This is a genomic window from Flavimarina sp. Hel_I_48, assembly GCF_000733945.1.
Classification (GTDB): Bacteria; Bacteroidota; Bacteroidia; order Flavobacteriales; family Flavobacteriaceae; genus Leeuwenhoekiella.
The window spans coordinates 1,196,303-1,214,248 of the sequence record NZ_JPOL01000002.1; the positions used below are offsets into that span (position 1 = coordinate 1,196,303).

Below are 17,946 nucleotides of genomic sequence, written 5' to 3' on the forward strand. Positions count from 1 at the left end.
TTAATTATACTTATTTATGAGAACGAAACGGTCTAACAAAAACTACACTAAATTCAGTTGTAGTTTAAAGATTCGAGCAATTATTGCTGTAAGGTCTTTATATAATTCATTAATTCCTGTTCTGTAAATTCCCTTCCGCCATTTGGCTGCAGCTTCCGAAGCTTTTCAATTTCAACGGGCGCTACATATTTTGAATTTTTCGTAAATGCATTGGTCACATAAGAGATCACGTCAGATATATCTCCATTGGATAAAGATTCATTCCCTGCCATTCCAGGCATAACCTGATTTAATTCGTAACGCTTTCCATTGATATGTACCGGTCCCTGTAGACCATGGAGAATAATGAGCCCCACCCGTTCTGGCGGACCTGTAAGATATTCAGAATTTAAAAAGGGGGGCGCAATTCCCTCTATCCCCGTACCATCAATACCGTGACAAGCTGCACAGATCTGCCGAAAAAGTTTTGCCCCATTGGTACGGTTATCCATTTTACGCTCATTATTAACGTAAATAGGGTTTAAATTGTTCTCTTTTTGGCGTTTTAAGTTTTCGTTTAAATGGCTCGCTAACTGACTGTTCGCGAAACCGGGATACTTCTGCAGATAAGGCATCAACACTTTAACAGATTCGCCACTACCACTTACAAAAGCTTCTGTAAATCGTTTATTATCTTTATATCTGACAGACAAATCATATATGAGCGCTGCAAAAGTTTCAGGAGCTTCCTTTGCCCACGTTCCTAATGTGGTGGCAAGGTAGAAATCTGTTGCCGTATCTTGTTTTTCCATTAGTTCCTTGAACAAAGGCAGGACCAGTGGTAGGTTTTCTGAAGAAACAAATGCTTCCATCAGGACGACAGCATGCGAAGTTACCTCAGCGTTACTATTTTGTGCAACTTCTGTTAATACGTTTAAAGATAAAGCATCTAATCCTTCTAAGGTGTACAATGCATGTGCCTGAGCAATAGGGTTAGTGGTATTTACCGCGAGTTTTTTCAAGTCTGCCAAAACCTCTTTATCGTTTTTCAGAATCAAATACTGCTGCGCATGATCGCGAATCCAGCCGTTTTTATCGCTTAGCAGCCGAACCATATCCCCTGGAGAAGCTTGAGCAACATCAGGAATTTCCTCAATTTTAGCGTCTTTGTTCTGAATTTTTAAAATTCTCCCGAATCCAACTAAAGTATCCAATTGCTCCCTTTTTGACTTGTTTTTTAGATATGGACTCAAAAATGCATAATGCTGAATCACACCACGATGCATATCTGCTACATACATAGCGCCATCAGGACCATTAGCCAGGGTTACCGGCCGAAAACCTTCATCTATAGATGCTAAAAATTCCTTTCCCTGCCAGGCCTGTTCTGCGCTGATGCTATCCCCATGAAAGGAAAGGATATTACGTTTAATCAGATTTGCTTCTGGAATACACACAAATGCATTCTGGTCATAACCCGATGGAAAACTTCCTCCCCGGTAAATCACAGGACCACAAGCAGCAGTTACATTTATGAGGAGACTGTCTTTGTCAAGAACACCATCTGCATAACCCCTGTTGACCGCCGTAGGATGCAGAGGATATACTCGCTGATCTTCCGTCAGGAGTCGGTTTGTACCATATTGAGGGATATAAAACCGGTTGCGTATAAGGCGGTTTGGCACTACATAATCCCCTAAAAGTTGTTGTGAATTGTGATTAAAATACAACCTACCGAAGTTATCATGAGAAATACCCCACTGCCCCCTGTTAACAGCAGGCTCTTTTAACCACTTACCGTTTTTGCGCTGATACCTAAAATTAGTTTTCGCACTATAGATCCAGTTGTCAATATTAAGTTCCAGGCCATTGGGCTGATATTCTGGATTGCCTTCTGGTGCATACAAAGAGTCAACCAGGGTACTTTTACCCGGAGAATCCCCATCTATTTCCACAAACCATAAATTTGGCGGTTCAACATATAACAACCCACCATATAGTAATTTGAGCGCACGCGGCATCACGAGACTATCCAGGAAAATATGCGCCTGATCTGTGGCACCGTCACCGTCCAGATCTTCCAGTATTTTTATACTTCCTGTTGGTTCCTCCTGACCCTGACCCTGAAGGTTTTCCATAAAGCCAGGCATTTCCGCAACCCATATTCTTCCTTTGGTATCAAAATCTATAGCCACCGGTGCGTCCAGAAATGGCTCCGAAGCGATTACTTCAAGATCAAAACCTTTTTCAATTTTATAACCTTCAAGGGAGATTTGAGGTGTTTTTAGTGGAGATTCGCAAGCCGCTGCTAAAATACAAATAAGCAGAAAACCGATTATTATTCTCATTTATTGGTGTTTTCGAGTATAAAACGGCTTAAAACTATCCATTTTTGATCAAAAGAGCGGCCTTTTCTTTCTGGAACGCCTGTGCAATATTTTACATCCTTTTTAAACTTCAAATCATTTATACATTAAAGCTTAGGTTCCCACCCATTTTCGTACTTACGCCCCCAAAATTTCATAGCGTCACGATCATAGACTTTGCCCGTTTTCTGATCAATATCAAAACCTTTTCCAGAACGGTAGGCCATATTGGTATAGTGCACCATAGCCATACTCACCGCGGCATCATCAATTGGCGCCTGTAACTCTTCTGTACCCCTTATGGTGTTGAAAAAATTGACTACGTGGGCCGTAGAAGTATCGCCACCACCGCCCAGTGCGGTACCTGCTTCGTTACTTTCTGCCTTAACTTCTTTGACAACTTTACCGCTTAGGTCTGTAAGTTCATAACGACCACGATCAACAAATACCGAGCCTTCGCTACCATAAATTATTGTTCCCCTTCCCGCTCCATAGGTATTATACCCATTCCTGCTTTTACCATCCCACTCAATGATCTTATTATCGTCAAAATTAAAAGTGGCTTCCATACTATCGTACATTTCCCATCCATCATTTTCAAACTGCCTCTTGCCAGCTTCTACCTGCGCATGATTGGGATAATCCACTTGTAAAGCCCAGCGTGCCACATCAAGTTCATGAGTGGCATTATTTCCCGCCTCGGCGGTGCCATAATCCCAACCATACCAGTGCCAGTTGTAGTCCCACGTATTGTCAGTATATTCTCGACGAGGTGCAGGACCCTGAAAAAGTTCCCAATCCAGTCCCTGAGGTGGCGCAGCTTTCTTCTGTACGGGAACTTCGCCCCTGGAATTTACATAAAAGGCGACTGCTTTGTAGGGCTTGCCAATAGCACCGTCATGAATGGCTTTTATTATTTCAATGGTATGATTTGACGATCGCTGCTGATTGCCCATCTGTACCACCTTATCATATTTTTTTGCAGCCGCAACCAGCATTTCATTTTCATTCATATCATGGCTGCAAGGTTTTTCGACATATACATTTTTACCGGCTTTAAGAGCCATAATGGAACCCGGGGTGTGCCAGTGGTCTGGAGTTGCATTAAGCAAAACATCGAGGTCTTTATCTTCAAGCACTTTGCGAATGTCGTTTGCCAGTTTGGGGGAATAGTCTATATGCTGACTAAAATTTTTAAGAGCACTTGTACGCTGGCTTTCCATCACATCACAGAGGTACAAAAGCTGCACGTTACTTTCTTTTCTTGCAATAGGATCAACGTAGGCTCCATAGCGTCTTCCCAAACCGGCAATGGCTACATTTAAGCGCTCATTAGAGCCTATAATACGCCGGTAACTACTTGCCGGCATCCCCATTGCAGAATTAGCTATTACAATACCCGCACCGCCTAATGTTGCTTTTCTTATAAATCCTCTTCGTGTAGTCATGTCTTTAGTTTAAGGGTTTAATTTTTATGTTTTTAAAAGAAACGCGATCTCCGTGATCCTGAAGCAGGATGGGACCTTCTTCCCATTCGCCAAAATTTGGCCATTTTTCATACTTACTTTCTGCAACCAGTTTACGATACTCCGGACTTTTCCGTTCATATTCCAGTACTTTAACTCCATTTAGCCAATGCTCTAGGTGGTTGTTTTTGGAAACGATTCTGGCGGTATTCCATTCTCCCACAGGATTTATGGGTTTATCGGCATCAGCTTTAATAAGGTCGTAAAGCGATGCTACCGTTCGACTTCCTTCATGATTACCCAATTTTGCGTCAGGATGATTCTCATCATCCAGAATCTGATATTCCAGACCTATGGCAGAACCTGCTCCTTTGTTAAGGTCTGGATCAACATAATACTTGATTCCACTATTGCCGCCTTTGGTTAATTTGAAGTCGGTTTTCAGTTCAAAATCCCCATAATTTTCTGTTGTTACAATATCACCACCGGCAGCAGATTCTTCCCCGCCTGTAGATTTTACCGTTAGCACACCATCTTCAATGACCCAACCTTTATCGGGAAATTCATCAAGCTTAGCGCCGCGCCAGCCTTCTGTAGTTTTTCCGTCCCAGAGCAATTTCCAGCCCTCTTCTTTTTCTGCTTCTGTAAGTTGGTTTTTGGTATTAAATACCGGTGCGTCACTCTTTTTATTATACTGGTCGAGGCTGTCCGTTATAATCCGTACATTTTTCCAGATAATCTGTTTACCCGGTTGCTCATCGCCCCCAATGGCATGCACCTGAAGGGCAATAAAACCTTCTTTGGTTTTATCATCCACAAGATTAGCGGCTGCAACACCATTTACCCAGGTCTGTAACGTATCGCCAATGGCCTCTACCCGATAATGATTCCAATCATCTTTTCTATAGGCACTTTGCGCAGCGGGGTTATTCGTTAATGGATATAACCACCCCCGGCGGGCTTCATCATAAATACCGCCACTCCAGGCGCGGTCTGAAGGATCTATCTCGATCTGATACCCATGTACGCGGCTATTTTGATAATTGGGCTTGCTTTCACTGCGTATCTGAATGCCGGAATTCATACTGGGATCTGCTTTAAAATCCAGCTCCATTATAAAATCCTCGTATTTTTTATCTGTGGTAAGGAAGGAATTCGGCGTTCCGGCAACAGTGGTACCTACAATAGTTTCATCATTCACCTCGTATGTTGCCTTACCGTTTTTTTGAGTCCAGCCAGAAAGATCCTTGCCATTAAAGAGCGCCTCCCCTACTTCTTTATCATCAGACTTCTGGGCACAGCTGGCCAAACTGATAAAAAGGGAAAATAGCATACATTTATGTACGCCGTTTTTAAATCGTGTTTTCATATTTTAGAGAATTGGGTTATCGCATTATATTTCAGTAAATTATAGTCTAATAGCGTATTGTAATATTATAATTTTAAGTCTTGAGATGGAGATCCCGTCAGGGTACTTAGCAATATAACATCCGTTTTATTAAAAATTTAATTATTGTGGCAAAAAAAGTTCACAAGCACATTTTATTGGGTTTTAATTAATTGCTTTCTCAGTCAACAGTGATAATTATTAAAAACCAAGAAGTCGCTCTCTATAATCATCTGTACCTTAATAACCGGGATTTTGAGCAAATTCGGTCGAGGTTCTGTCTATTTGAGTCAATGGGATTGGCCTTAATTTATGGAATTCCTGTACATTAGATGCTGCCTGGGGATTATGCTCCCGAACGCGCTGTACAAAGGTATCGGTGCGCACCAGATCAAACCATCGTTTTCCTTCCTGAGCTAATTCTTTGGCACGTTCCTCAAGAATGACACTAAGGTCTACCTGAGTAATGACTGGAAGTTCTGAAACATCATCCACACCGTAAGCTCGCATTCGTACCTCATTTAAATATTGCAGTGCTTTATCCTGTTCTGGCGCAGCTTTTAAGGCATTAGCCTCTGCCGCGATTAAATAAATTTCCGCCAGGCGATATGTTACAAAATCCTTGTCACCAGACTCCTGATTAACTGAAATCCTCTCGGGTTGTAGCCATTTTATAGTTGATGGATAGATCTTTTCGGTATATTCATCCCGATTAAAGATATTGACCGCATAGGGTTTACTGCTTTTTTCTTCCGGGGTCATGGGCACTCGGGGTAGATAAACTGCCGTATCACCAACCTTAACACCTTCTGGCGCCGAATCTGGATTGTTAGCATACCAGACGGTCTTAAAAGTCCCATCAAAGCGTGTATCCTGCATATCGTAAAGGTTTAAAAGATAATCTGTGGGACGAAACCGCTTCCAGGGCCTTCCATTTTCGATATCTCGCTGCATTCCGGGAAGTACATCATACTGCATCAGGAAAAACATATGAGCAGCATTGCCACCATTGTCGTATTGAAGGTCGTCTGCAAATTGTATAGACCAGATAACTTCGTTGTTTTGCTCATTTTCTGTATCCCACAAAGCTGCAAATGGGCGAACCAGTTCAAAAGGACCATTATCAATGATATCTTCTGCGTAAGTTGCAGCTTCCGTATAGTTTTTCCGAAATAGATGCACATCGGCCAAAACGGCTTTTGCTGCCCAGGAAGTAGCTTTTCCGTACTCGTCCTGCACAGGTGGCAAATGCTCTTCGGCAAATTGCAGATCTTCTATTATTTTAGGGTACAATTCATCCAGCGGCATTCTATACGCTTCTGTCTGTGGCCCCTGCGTTTCCTGATCTGTATAATGTACCGGACCCCAAACCCTTGAAAGCCAGAAATACATATAAGCCCTTAAAAATCGAGCCTGCGCAACCACATTTTCCAACTTTTCAGGATTATTGTTCAGTACTTCCGGAGCTCTGTTCAGTACCGTATTGGCAGAATTGATCCCCAGGTAAAAAGCATCCCAGGATTCAGTTACCACAGTAGAACTGGCGTTAAGATCTGAATTATAGGTGTTGAAGTATTTAAAACCTCCGTCTGATCCATTGGTATATGTATCTGTACCAAAAGCTATTAAATTCCATCCAGTCTCAATATTGCCATTAGCTCCTATAAATGTACCCAGCGATGCGTAGGTACCATTAAGGGCAAAATCTATTCCTTCTTCATCTATAAATACACCATCGCCGGTGAGGTCACCGGTTAGTTCTTCTTCCAGAAATTCGCTACAGGAAAAAGAAGAGGTTAACAGGCTTACTATAAATAGGATCTTTATTGACTTTATTAATTTCATAATTCTAAATTTTTAAAATGTTACATCAAGACCCAGCATCAATGTTCTGGGCGCAGAAATAAAGTCATCACCCACACCCAGTTCGGGATCAAAGCCTTCAATATCTGTAGCGGTAAATAAAAATGCATTTTGCGCACTCGCGTACAAACGTAGTTTTTGAATTCCTAAAACATCGGTAACTTCTTTCTCCAGATTGTACCCCAGGGTAATATTTCGAATTCTTACAAAAGAACCATCTCTGTAATTTAAAGTAGCATTATCTAAAGGCCGCTCCCTATTTTCGTTCGGCCTGGGAAATGCGTTAGTGGGGTTCTCCGGCGTCCAGTAATCAAGGTCTAAATCATTAAAGCGACCAAATAATGTGGTTATATCAATAGGCTCTGCATTTACAAGAAAATCCTGATGGGTGTAGGCAGAAACTGTAAAATCAAAACCTTTATAGGTCATTCTGCTGGTTAACCCCCCAATCCATTTGGGGTCCTGCTGCCCCAGTATTCTTCGGTCAGAATCATTGAGCACCCTATCATTATTTATATCTGCCAATTTGATATCGCCGGGTCTTCTGCCATAACTATTTGCAACTTCAGCTTCATCGATCTGCCAGATGCCAGAAAACACACGGTCGTAATAAACGCTTAGGGGCTGACCAATAAACCAGCCATTACCTACATCATCATTTTCACTATCCAGCAATTTGACAATTTCGTTCCTATTTCTCGAGAAATTGAAATCTGTGCTCCAGGTGAAATTTTCAGATTTTATATTTAACGTTGACAGCACCACTTCAAAACCTTCATTTTCGGTAATCCCTACATTTTGCAGAATCGAATTAAACCCGGAAGTGGACGGAAGAACCCGATTTAACAATAAATCTTCTGTACGCCCGCGGTAATAATCTACTGAACCACTGATTCTATTATCTAAAACAGCAAAATCAATCCCTGCGTTAAAGGTTTTGGTAGTTTCCCATTTAAGATCTGGATTGGCAATATCTTGGGGCCTGAAACCAAATGCAGGGTTATTCCCAAAGCTATTTTCTACGCGTGCAATACCACCAAAAGTGGAGTAAGGCGCTATAGGATTACGCCCCACTTCACCGTACCCGGCCCGTACTTTTAAATCACCAAAGAGGTGTTGCTTTTTCATAAAACCTTCTTCTATAACCCTCCAGGCTACCGAAGCCGAAGGGAAAAAACCATATTTATGATCCTGTGAGAGTTTAGACGACCCGTCGTATCTTCCGGTTAAGGTGAGGAGGTATCGGTCTTTAAAACCGTAATTAAATCGCGCCATATAGGAAACCCAGGATTCTGTCTCCAGACTGCTGTCTCTGGCATCAATTTGAGAGGCATCACCTAGGTTATTAAAGGTCTGACTGTCTGCCGCCGGCCCCAGCACACTCAGCTGCAAAAAATCCCGCTTTGTTTTTTGAAAACTATAGAGCAAGGTCGCATCCAGAGTGTGAATATCCTTAAAAGCGGTAGAATAATTCACGATATTTTCAATAGTATAAGCGGTTATGATGCGTTGCTCTTTACTGGCCTGAGAGAGGCCGCCGGTTTGACTGTCAGACTGAGAAGCCCTAAAGTCGTTATCTGTGATCGCTTCAAACTGCGGCTGAACATTCAAGGTGTATTTTAAATCATCGCTAAAACGATAGCTCCCAAAAAAATTGGCGAAGTAATTGTAGTTGATGGTTTCATTTATGTAATTTCCGGGAGCTTCATTGCTTAAAGGGTTCCAAACAAGCCCATCAGCCAGCGGATCTAAAGTTGGCGTGCCGTCTGCATTAAAGGGCCTCACCAGCGGCGGCTGCCTGATCAGATCGAGAAGAGGGTTGTAATTATTGGCTTTGCCATAATTGGCTTGCTGGGAGAGACCGATTTTAATTTTGTCTGTCGCATTAATATCCAGATTCACCCGCGAACTGATCCGTTCATAATCTGCCAGATTAAAAACACCTTCCTGACTAAAATAATTGAGGGACACATTATACCTGATGCGTTCTGAACCTCCGGAAATACCAAAACTGTGGTTGAGCTGATTACCCACACGTGTTCCCAAATCCAGAAAATCGGTATTAACCCCATCTCTGTAAGCAGCTAACTGAAGCGGGGTGAGCACATCTTCAACCGCAGGAATGGACAGGCTGCCCGGCAGTAACCCTTGCTCTTCTTCCGCACCGGCCCGTGTTGCTTCCTGGCGAAGCCTTACATATTCATCTGCATTTAAAAGATCAAAATTATTTACAACTTTTGAATTTCCGTAATACGTCTCATACGTTATAGTGGCTTTACCCAGTTTACCCCGTTTGGTGGTAACCAGGATCACACCATTAGCTCCCCTGGCGCCATAAATTGCTGCCGAAGAGGCGTCTTTTAGCACTTCAATAGATGCGATATCACTAGAGTTGATGTCATTGAGATCCCCTTCTATGGGAATACCATCAACAACCAGCAAGGGCTCATTAGAAAAATTTAATGAACTTCTGCCCCGCACCAATACGCTGGGGGATGACCCCGGCGAACTACTAACACCCACATCAAGACCGGCGACTTTTCCCGAAAGTGCGTTTATAGGATTGCTCTCTTTTGTTATATTTATATCTTCGTCTGAAATTGAACTAATAGCACCGGTTACATCCCGTTTGCGCTGAGTACCATAACCCACTACCACAACTTCACTCAGTGCGGCAGCATCTTCTTCGAGGGTAATTTCAATAGTAGAACGGCCGCCTACACTTACCTCCTGCTGGGCAAAACCCACATAAGAAACAAGCAATACCGCATCTTCACCACTTACATTGAGGGAGAAATTTCCATCAAAATCAGACTGTACGCCATTACTGGTCCCCTTTTCTAAAATATTGGCGCCTGGCAAAGGCATACCTTCACTATCTAAAATTTTCCCTTCAACCGGAAAACCCTGGAAACCGAAATAATTTATGCCTGTTGTCGATCTTCCTTTTTCCCAACTAAAGATTAAGAATAAAGCGATAAGAATCTTAACCGAATTTAAGGAACATGTTGTAAAGTAGTTTTTAATCATATTGTCAGGTTTTAAACAAAACAACAATGTGCACGTACACATTATTGAAATAAATTTATTAAGAAATAACTATTTTTTATCACTACAACGATTTATTAATTTTAATTAGGGATGCTAAGTTATGATATTTTAATACTTATTAAAATATTTTATGTTAAAATTACCTACGTGCACATTTTTTGAAAAAATCTAATTGTAATTCATTAAAGTATCATCATAATAATCCAGGTTTTCCTGGGCCACAATATCTAGGGGAAGATATCTTTCCTTCTGAATCATCTGCTTTAGAACTAATGCTTTATAAAAATCATCTAAAGCTATATACCCCTGTTTTTCAGGTTGTTGGCAAATAAGGCTATTAATAATACCTTTTTTAAGGTACATTCTGTTTTTCTCAATTAGATCATAACCTACCAGCCTTATATCTAATTTCAGGTCTTTAAGTACTTCAGCCACATAATGCACTTTAGAGCTGGGAACAAATATACCGTCTGTGCCCTGCAGCTTACAGGCTTCTACTAATATTTCTTTCCAGTCCTTATTACGCTGATGAATGTCAAATTCACGCAAACTGATTTTATTTAAAACATCACTACCAAGAAAGTAATCTTTAAATCCCTCAATTCTTTTTTGAAGGGTTTTATTATGATTTTCATTATTTTTTAAAGATATGATAGAAATTGCACCACTTCCCATTATTTCGAGTTTGAGTAATTTTGCTGCAAGTTTTCCGCTCTGGTAAGCATCCTGCCCTATAAATGAAAGCGCCCCGCTGTTTGCAATGTTAGAGTCTATAAGTGTAAACGGGATTTTTAAATCTTTTAATTTCAGGGTGAATTTAACCGCTTCAAAATTGATCACCGGCGCCAGTATGACCCCATCTGGCCTCAACTCCAACACCTTGCTGGCCTGATCAATAAATGATTCCGGGGAATTCTGGTCAAATTCAAAAATTTTTACCTGCATGCCAAATTGCTGCAGATCCTCTGTTCCTTTTCTTATACCCTGCTGGGGTATTTCCCAATACTCCCCCGGTTCAAAAGCGGGAACAAGCGCAGCAATAGTAAATGATTTATTCAGTACAAGTCCGCGTGCATAAATATTGGGGCGGTAATTAACCCGTTCCAGAATTTCTAGAACTCTCTTTTTAGTGTTGGGTGCAACCTTTCCGCGATTATGAATAACCCGGTCTACCGTACCTAAGGATACATTAGCGAGTTTTGCTATTTCTTTTGTCGTCATGGGGCAAATTTTTCTTTACAAAATCGAAAATACAAAAAACCTTCGGTAAAAGCCCCAATTGGCATAAAGCGCAGAACAATCTCCTTTAAGATTTTGTAACAATCCTGTATCTATTTTTGTTAGTATATTGCGCATTGATTTAATAGTGAAAAGTCAGATTTCCGTTTTTAAAATTCTCCAAATAACCTCTCCAATGAACGGAAAATTTATTTATAAAAAATAGCATAAGTTATTAGGTCTTTTAACAACGTAAACTAAGTATGGTACTTTACTCCCTGACCAGGGGTAATGTACTACATCGCAATAAGCCTTCTTGTTTTGATATCTCTGCATAAGAAACCTCTTCCACTTTAATACCCTGAGTGCGCAGCCATGTATTTAACCGAGTAAATCTTTTTTCTGAAATAACCACTTCCGGAGATATAGAAAATACATTTGAGTTCATATGATACATTTCTTCCGCAGTAATTTCAAAAATATTTTCAGGCCCGAAAAAATTTACCAGCCACTCGTATTCTTCAACCTCAAGAAAACCATTTTTATGCAGGATAGCTTTATCATTACCAATGGGTTGAAAACAACAATCCAAATGGAGAGCGTTCGCATACGCGTCAGTATTCGACTTTCTAAGATTAAAAGAAACGACTTTCTTTTCAGGAAAGGCTTCTTCTAAACATTTGACAGCTTTCATGTTAGTCCGTGCGATCACATAATCTGGATAATCGGTTTCCCTATATGTTCCCACAAATAGATAATCACCGTATGGCATTACATCGCCACCCTCAATATGCGCATCTTCCGGAAACCGGATAACCTTATCAATCGCCATCTGATCTAGTACATGCTGTATCGCATCTATCTCCCGCTCACGATCTGGTAAAATATTTGCCTTTATGAAATAATCATCTATCACAAAACCTATGTCCCGGGCAAAAATCTGGTTATAAGCATGAAGCAACTTAGGTCTAAAAACCTGTATGGCATACTTGTCAAAAACTGCAGCTACAGCATCCATTTCCTGAATCATATCTTCTTCCATTGGGTATGTTCCCGCAGCTATATGCAATCGCGATTTGGGATCGTATGCCTCTTCAAGCGGAGGAGTCCCTCCCATTTCTAATGCGGTTCCCAGCACTACAGAACGCAGTCTGGAAGTTTCATCTTTTACATTTAATTTTATCATATACGATTACTTGCTTTTTATCTAACTATTTGATTCTTGTGGGATTTTTATAAATTTTCAAATTAGATAACCTAACATCTCTAATTGAAGAGCCAAAGCTCATTGCATTCCGCTTTAGTCAAAGACTGATAGCGTAAAAGCCAAACCAATAAGAATCCCTTTAAATTTAAATATTTCCCCATTACAACATAGAAAAATTTATCCTCGTCAGAAAAAAAACGGGCCTTCAAATAATTTGAAGGCCCGTTAACAATAAATTCAAATTGGTTTACCTCTCCTTGATTTCTTTAAATTCACGATGTGTCTCCCCTATATATACCTGACGAGGTCTGCCTATAGGCTCTTTGCGCTGACGCATCTCGCGCCATTGTGCGATCCAACCAGGCACACGGCCCATTGCAAACATTACGGTAAACATTTCAACGGGTATACCTAATGCACGATAAATTATACCTGAGTAGAAATCAACGTTAGGATATAACTTCCGGTCAACGAAATAACTATCTTCCAGAGCTTCTTTCTCTAAGCCTTTTGCAATATCCAGCACCTCATCCTCAACACCCATCAATTCAAGCACATCATCTGCTGCTTTCTTGATAATCTTAGCGCGAGGGTCAAAATTCTTATAAACACGGTGACCAAAGCCCATTAAACGGAAAGGATCTTCTTTATCCTTCGCTTTGGCCATATATTTTTTAGTATCACCACCATCAGTCTTGATAGCCTCAAGCATGTCAATTACGGCTTGATTGGCACCACCATGCAAAGGCCCCCAAAGTGCAGAGATACCTGCGGAAATGGAAGCAAAAAGTCCGGCTTGTGAAGAACCCACCATTCGTACGGTAGATGTTGAACAGTTTTGCTCGTGGTCTGCATGTAAAATAAGCAATTTATCAAGTGCTTCTATTACCTGTGGATCTACATTGTAATCTTTATTGGGACGGGAGAACATCATTTTATGAAGATTTTCCACATATCCCAGATTGTTACTTCCATAGTCCAATGGTTGACTCATCTTGGTACGCATAGTCCATGCTACCAGAACTGGGAATTTACCCAGAAGCTTAATTATAGCATTATACATATCTTCTTCAGAATCCACATTTACAGCAGTAGGATTAAATGCGGTCAATGCCGAAGTGAGTGAAGAAAGAACGCCCATGGGATGTGCCGATTTTGGAAAACCTCCAAGAATCTTTTTTACGTCTTCATCTACATGGCTCTCATCTTTAATATCACTGTGGAACTTATCCAACTCATCTACTGTAGGTAGTTCTCCAAAGATTAGCAAATAAACAACTTCCAGAAAACTTGCTTTATCCGCTAAATCTTCAATAGCATAACCACGGTATCTTAAAATACCTTCTTCCCCATCCAGAAATGTTATAGCACTTTCACAGCTCGCTGTGTTTTTAAATCCAGGATCTAAAGTCGTGACCCCTTTGGTAACACCACGCAAAGAGCCTATATCGATTGCAATTTCTTTTTCAGTTCCAGTTATTAATGGAAACTCATAATCAGCTCCATCTATCTTAAGTTTAGCATCCTCTGCCATCAGTTATTGTTTTATACTGTTTAAAATCGTTATTGTTAAAAATACAAAAAAGCCTGCAATTTATTGACCTGACTAGGTAAAGCACAGGTTAAATAAACCTTAAAAGAAAAAAAGGGGCAGCGACTTAAAGTCACATGCCCCTTACCCAACTTCAAACCTAGTCTTGAATATCTTGGGGATTTTAAGAAGAACGGATTTTACTCTCTTTCGATTTCAAATCCATTCTTTCACCCAACTTAAAATTTTCAAAATTTTCGATAAAGCTGGGTGCTTTAATATCCTTGACTAGATTACAGATGCTAAACTAAAAAAAATCTTACAAAACAAAAAATAATTTTTTATTTTTATTTGTAAGATTAATACTACCTTCGTTTAAGTATTTGATTTTAAATTTATTAAATCTAAGATTTTAATAAAAATGAACCTAGATTTTTTAAATAAGTTTCGAAATAAGAGATTTTATATAGATTACACACGTCAAAATGCAATAAAAACCCTACCAAATATAAATTTTACAATCATTAGAACATAGAAAAACACCCGTACAGGGTGTTTTTTAGCGTTAAAATGCTATTTATTTCAGTTTAAAAGCATTTTCTTGTGGAAAATAGGCAGTATCCCCCAGTTCCTCTTCAATGCGCAATAGTTGGTTGTATTTAGCCATCCTATCGCTTCGAGAAGCAGAACCTGTTTTTATTTGACCTGTGTTCAATGCTACAGCAAGGTCAGCAATGGTATTATCCTCCGTTTCTCCAGAGCGATGTGACATCACACAAGTATAACCTGCATTATGGGCCATATTTACAGCTGCGATGGTTTCGGTAAGAGTTCCTATTTGATTTACTTTAATAAGGATAGAGTTGGCAATTTTCTCATTGATACCTCTGCTAAGTCGTTCCACATTGGTAACAAAAAGATCATCCCCTACTAACTGAACTTTGTCTCCAATTTTATCTGTAAGTGATTTCCAGCCTTCCCAATCATTTTCATCCATACCATCTTCAATAGATATAATAGGATATTTACCTGCAAGTTCAGCAAGATATTCCGCTTGTTCTTCACTAGAGCGTACAATACCTTTATCCCCTTCAAATTTTGTATAATCGTATTTACCATCTACATAAAATTCAGCAGCGGCGCAATCCAATGCTACCATTACATCATCACCCAGCTTGTAACCAGCTTTATCAACAGCAGTTTTAATACTTTCAAGCGCATCCTCGGTACCTTCAAGCGTGGGTGCGAAACCTCCTTCATCCCCTACTGAAGTGGTAAGGCCGCGATCATGCAATACCTTTTTCAGATTGTGAAATATTTCTGTTCCCATTTGCATAGCATGTGTAAAGCTCTTCGCTTTTACAGGCATGATCATAAACTCCTGAAATGCAATAGGGGCATCACTGTGGGAACCTCCATTGATAATATTCATCATAGGTACTGGCAACGTATTTGCACTTACCCCGCCAATGTAGCGATAAAGGGGCATATTCAATTCGTTTGCGGCCGCTTTGGCACATGCCAGGGAAACGCCTAAAATGGCGTTAGCGCCCAGTTTTGATTTATTTTTGGTGCCGTCCAGGTCAAGCATCAGTTGATCAATCTCATTCTGCTCAAATACCGAAGTACCTATAAGCTCCTGTGCAATCACATTATTCACGTTATCCACAGCTTTCTGTACACCTTTGCCCATGTAGTCTTTACCACCATCGCGAAGTTCTACCGCTTCATGTTCTCCAGTAGATGCTCCTGAAGGAACAGCAGCGCGTCCCATGGCTCCAAATTCTGTGATAACATCAACTTCTACAGTAGGATTACCCCGAGAATCGAAAATCTGACGGGCGTGGATATTAATTATAATGCTCATTTTATTTTTGGTTTAGATTAATTTTATAATATTAACAATATAAGGATTATGGTCGAGTTTTGCCCATATAGTAGGCGCTTTAAACAATATTTAATACAGGCTTAAACTTGAATTTATATTATACTTTGAATACCAAAAACCAAGGTTTAAGACTGTATACGATTAAGCCCCAATTTTTCCTTCAGGTCTCATTCTTTTAATAAATTCATCAAAAAGATAGGTAGCGTCATTAGGCCCGGGACCTGCTTCTGGATGATATTGAACTGAGAAACAATTTTTATCTTTCATTTCCAGACCCATTACGGTCTTATCATTGAGATGAAAATGTGTCACGGAAATATCTTTATTAGTTATCGCCTGATCATAGTCTACTGAAAAACCATGGTTTTGTGAAGTTATTTCACCTTTGCCGGTAACTTTATTGATTACGGGATGGTTGATTCCCCTGTGGCCATGGTGCATTTTGAATGTACCTATGCCATTAGCCAAAGCAATGATCTGATGACCGAGACATATTCCAAATAGCGGCAGGTTTTCATTGATTATTTCTTTGGCCACTTCAATTACCCCATGCAAAGGTTCCGGATCTCCGGGACCATTGGAGAGAAAAAAGCCATCAGGCTCAAATTCCTTCATTACCTCTAATGAAGTATCGTAGGGAAATACCTTGACATACATATCCCGCTTGGCCATATTTCTTAGGATGTTCTTCTTAATCCCCAGGTCTAGTGCCGCAACCTTAATGGGTGCATTTTCATCTCCAAAGGTATAGGCTTCTTTAGTAGAGACTTTACTTGCAAGTTCAAGTCCGTTCATATTTGGAACGGCTTCCAGCTGCTTCTGTAAATCAGGGATATTATCAACATCTGTTGAGATAATCGCATTCATTGCACCCTGATCACGTATATAGGCCACGAGTGCACGCGTATCAACATCTGAAATTGCGAAGAGGTTGTTGTTTTTAAGGAAAGCTTCCAGGGATTCATCCACACGCGTTCGTGAGTATGTGTAGCTGAAATTTTTACAGATAAGCCCTGATATTTTAACGGTATCAGATTCTGTTTCCCCATTATTTCCACCATAATTACCTATATGGGCATTAGTGGTAACCATAAGCTGACCGTAGTACGACGGGTCTGTAAATATTTCCTGATAACCGGTCATTCCCGTGTTAAAACATACTTCTCCTATTGCTGTACCTTCCTGATCACCCACGGCTTTTCCATAAAATATGGTGCCGTCAGCCAATAAAATAAGTGCTTTTCTTTTGGTTTGATATTTCATAATAAGCTTTTTCTTTTCCGTTGGAGTTATAAAAAACTGTTTAATTGGGTAAAAAAACCTCTTTTAACAGCTAAAATTTGACAAAAATAATCATAAAAAAAGGGATAAACCCAGTGGGTTATCCCTTTTCTAAATTATTAGAATTGAATTTTATTCTTTTGAATCATTCTCTTCTTTTCCTTCAGATTTATCTTCCTTTTTTTCTTCCGCTTTAGCTCCCTCTTTAGGTGCTTCAGCTTTAGTTTTTGTATCTTCAGAAGTTACTGTTTTCGTATCCTGTGCATTTTCTTCTTCACTAGTTCCGGTTTTCTTACCAGCTCTACGTGTAGACTTCTTTTTGGCACTCTTCGCAGTATTGTAAACTTCATTATAGTCTACTAGCTCGATCATAGCCATATCTGCATTATCACCTAGACGGCTGCCTAATTTGATGATACGCGTATAACCACCGGGACGATCCCCTACTTTAACAGCAACATCTCTAAAAAGCTCGGTTACCGCTTCTTTTTGACGCAATTTACTCATAACAAGACGACGGTTATGTGTTGTATCTTCCTTAGATTTTGTGATCACAGGTTCAACGAAAACACGCAGCGCTTTAGCCTTCGCTATGGTGGTATTGATTCGTTTATGCTCAATTAGGGAACAAGCCATATTGGCAAGCATAGACTTTCTATGTGCAGTCTTTCTTCCTAAATGATTAAATTTCTTACGATGTCTCATGAAA

At 40.2% G+C, this 17,946-nt stretch carries 11 protein-coding genes; all 11 read right to left on the minus strand.

Features of this window, described 5'->3' with window-relative positions; genetic code table 11:
* Positions 1–80: 80 nt before the first annotated feature.
* The 11 genes from P162_RS05375 to rplQ all read right to left on the minus strand — a co-directional run bounded on the left by P162_RS05375 (position 81) and on the right by rplQ (position 17,942).
* Positions 81–2,327, minus strand: a complete 2,247-nt coding sequence (locus P162_RS05375) for a c-type cytochrome (protein ID WP_035916876.1) — start codon at positions 2,325–2,327, stop codon at positions 81–83.
* Between the two features lie 125 nt (positions 2,328–2,452).
* Positions 2,453–3,793 carry a Gfo/Idh/MocA family protein gene (locus tag P162_RS05380; RefSeq protein ID WP_031426213.1) on the minus strand — a complete coding sequence of 447 codons (1,341 nt, stop codon included), beginning with the start codon at positions 3,791–3,793 and terminating at the stop codon, positions 2,453–2,455.
* 4 nt (positions 3,794–3,797) lie between these two features.
* Positions 3,798–5,180 (minus strand): DUF1080 domain-containing protein, encoded by a 1,383-nt coding sequence (locus P162_RS05385; RefSeq protein WP_031426214.1) that lies wholly within the window; start codon positions 5,178–5,180, stop codon positions 3,798–3,800.
* A 258-nt stretch (positions 5,181–5,438) separates the two neighbouring features.
* Positions 5,439–7,043, minus strand: a complete 1,605-nt coding sequence (locus P162_RS05390; protein ID WP_051907788.1) for a RagB/SusD family nutrient uptake outer membrane protein — start codon at positions 7,041–7,043, stop codon at positions 5,439–5,441.
* Positions 7,044–7,055: 12 nt separating this feature from the next.
* Entirely contained in the window at positions 7,056–10,091 is a 3,036-nt protein-coding gene (locus P162_RS05395; RefSeq protein ID WP_051907789.1) for a SusC/RagA family TonB-linked outer membrane protein, read from the minus strand.
* 189 nt (positions 10,092–10,280) lie between these two features.
* Entirely contained in the window at positions 10,281–11,333 is a 1,053-nt protein-coding gene (locus P162_RS05400) for a LacI family DNA-binding transcriptional regulator (protein WP_031426217.1), read from the minus strand.
* A gap of 268 nt (positions 11,334–11,601) precedes the next feature.
* Positions 11,602–12,516, minus strand: coding sequence for a dimethylarginine dimethylaminohydrolase family protein (locus P162_RS05405; protein ID WP_031426218.1), 915 nt, complete (start codon positions 12,514–12,516; stop codon positions 11,602–11,604).
* 268 nt (positions 12,517–12,784) lie between these two features.
* Positions 12,785–14,071 carry a citrate synthase gene (locus P162_RS05410; protein WP_031426219.1) on the minus strand — a complete coding sequence of 429 codons (1,287 nt, stop codon included), beginning with the start codon at positions 14,069–14,071 and terminating at the stop codon, positions 12,785–12,787.
* Between the two features lie 574 nt (positions 14,072–14,645).
* Positions 14,646–15,935, minus strand: coding sequence for a phosphopyruvate hydratase (gene eno / locus P162_RS05415; protein ID WP_031426220.1), 1,290 nt, complete (start codon positions 15,933–15,935; stop codon positions 14,646–14,648).
* 162 nt (positions 15,936–16,097) lie between these two features.
* Complete coding sequence (gene carA, locus P162_RS05420; protein WP_031426221.1) at positions 16,098–17,219, minus strand: glutamine-hydrolyzing carbamoyl-phosphate synthase small subunit; 1,122 nt, start codon at positions 17,217–17,219, stop codon at positions 16,098–16,100.
* A gap of 150 nt (positions 17,220–17,369) precedes the next feature.
* Complete coding sequence (gene rplQ / locus P162_RS05425) at positions 17,370–17,942, minus strand: 50S ribosomal protein L17 (RefSeq protein ID WP_031426223.1); 573 nt, start codon at positions 17,940–17,942, stop codon at positions 17,370–17,372.
* Between the last annotated feature and the right edge of the window lie 4 nt (positions 17,943–17,946).

What these genes read in the sequence shown, in the direction of transcription:
- P162_RS05410 (WP_031426219.1), bottom strand. Translation starts at nt 14,071, where the DNA reads ATGGCAGAGGATGCTAAACTTAAGATAGATGGAGCTGATTATGAGTTT.
- P162_RS05405 (WP_031426218.1), bottom strand. Translation starts at nt 12,516, where the DNA reads ATGATAAAATTAAATGTAAAAGATGAAACTTCCAGACTGCGTTCTGTA.
- P162_RS05400 (WP_031426217.1), bottom strand. Translation starts at nt 11,333, where the DNA reads ATGACGACAAAAGAAATAGCAAAACTCGCTAATGTATCCTTAGGTACG.
- P162_RS05395 (WP_051907789.1), bottom strand. Translation starts at nt 10,091, where the DNA reads ATGATTAAAAACTACTTTACAACATGTTCCTTAAATTCGGTTAAGATT.
- carA (WP_031426221.1), bottom strand. Translation starts at nt 17,219, where the DNA reads ATGAAATATCAAACCAAAAGAAAAGCACTTATTTTATTGGCTGACGGC.
- P162_RS05375 (WP_035916876.1), bottom strand. Translation starts at nt 2,327, where the DNA reads ATGAGAATAATAATCGGTTTTCTGCTTATTTGTATTTTAGCAGCGGCT.
- rplQ (WP_031426223.1), bottom strand. Translation starts at nt 17,942, where the DNA reads ATGAGACATCGTAAGAAATTTAATCATTTAGGAAGAAAGACTGCACAT.
- eno (WP_031426220.1), bottom strand. Translation starts at nt 15,935, where the DNA reads ATGAGCATTATAATTAATATCCACGCCCGTCAGATTTTCGATTCTCGG.
- P162_RS05390 (WP_051907788.1), bottom strand. Translation starts at nt 7,043, where the DNA reads ATGAAATTAATAAAGTCAATAAAGATCCTATTTATAGTAAGCCTGTTA.
- P162_RS05380 (WP_031426213.1), bottom strand. Translation starts at nt 3,793, where the DNA reads ATGACTACACGAAGAGGATTTATAAGAAAAGCAACATTAGGCGGTGCG.
- P162_RS05385 (WP_031426214.1), bottom strand. Translation starts at nt 5,180, where the DNA reads ATGAAAACACGATTTAAAAACGGCGTACATAAATGTATGCTATTTTCC.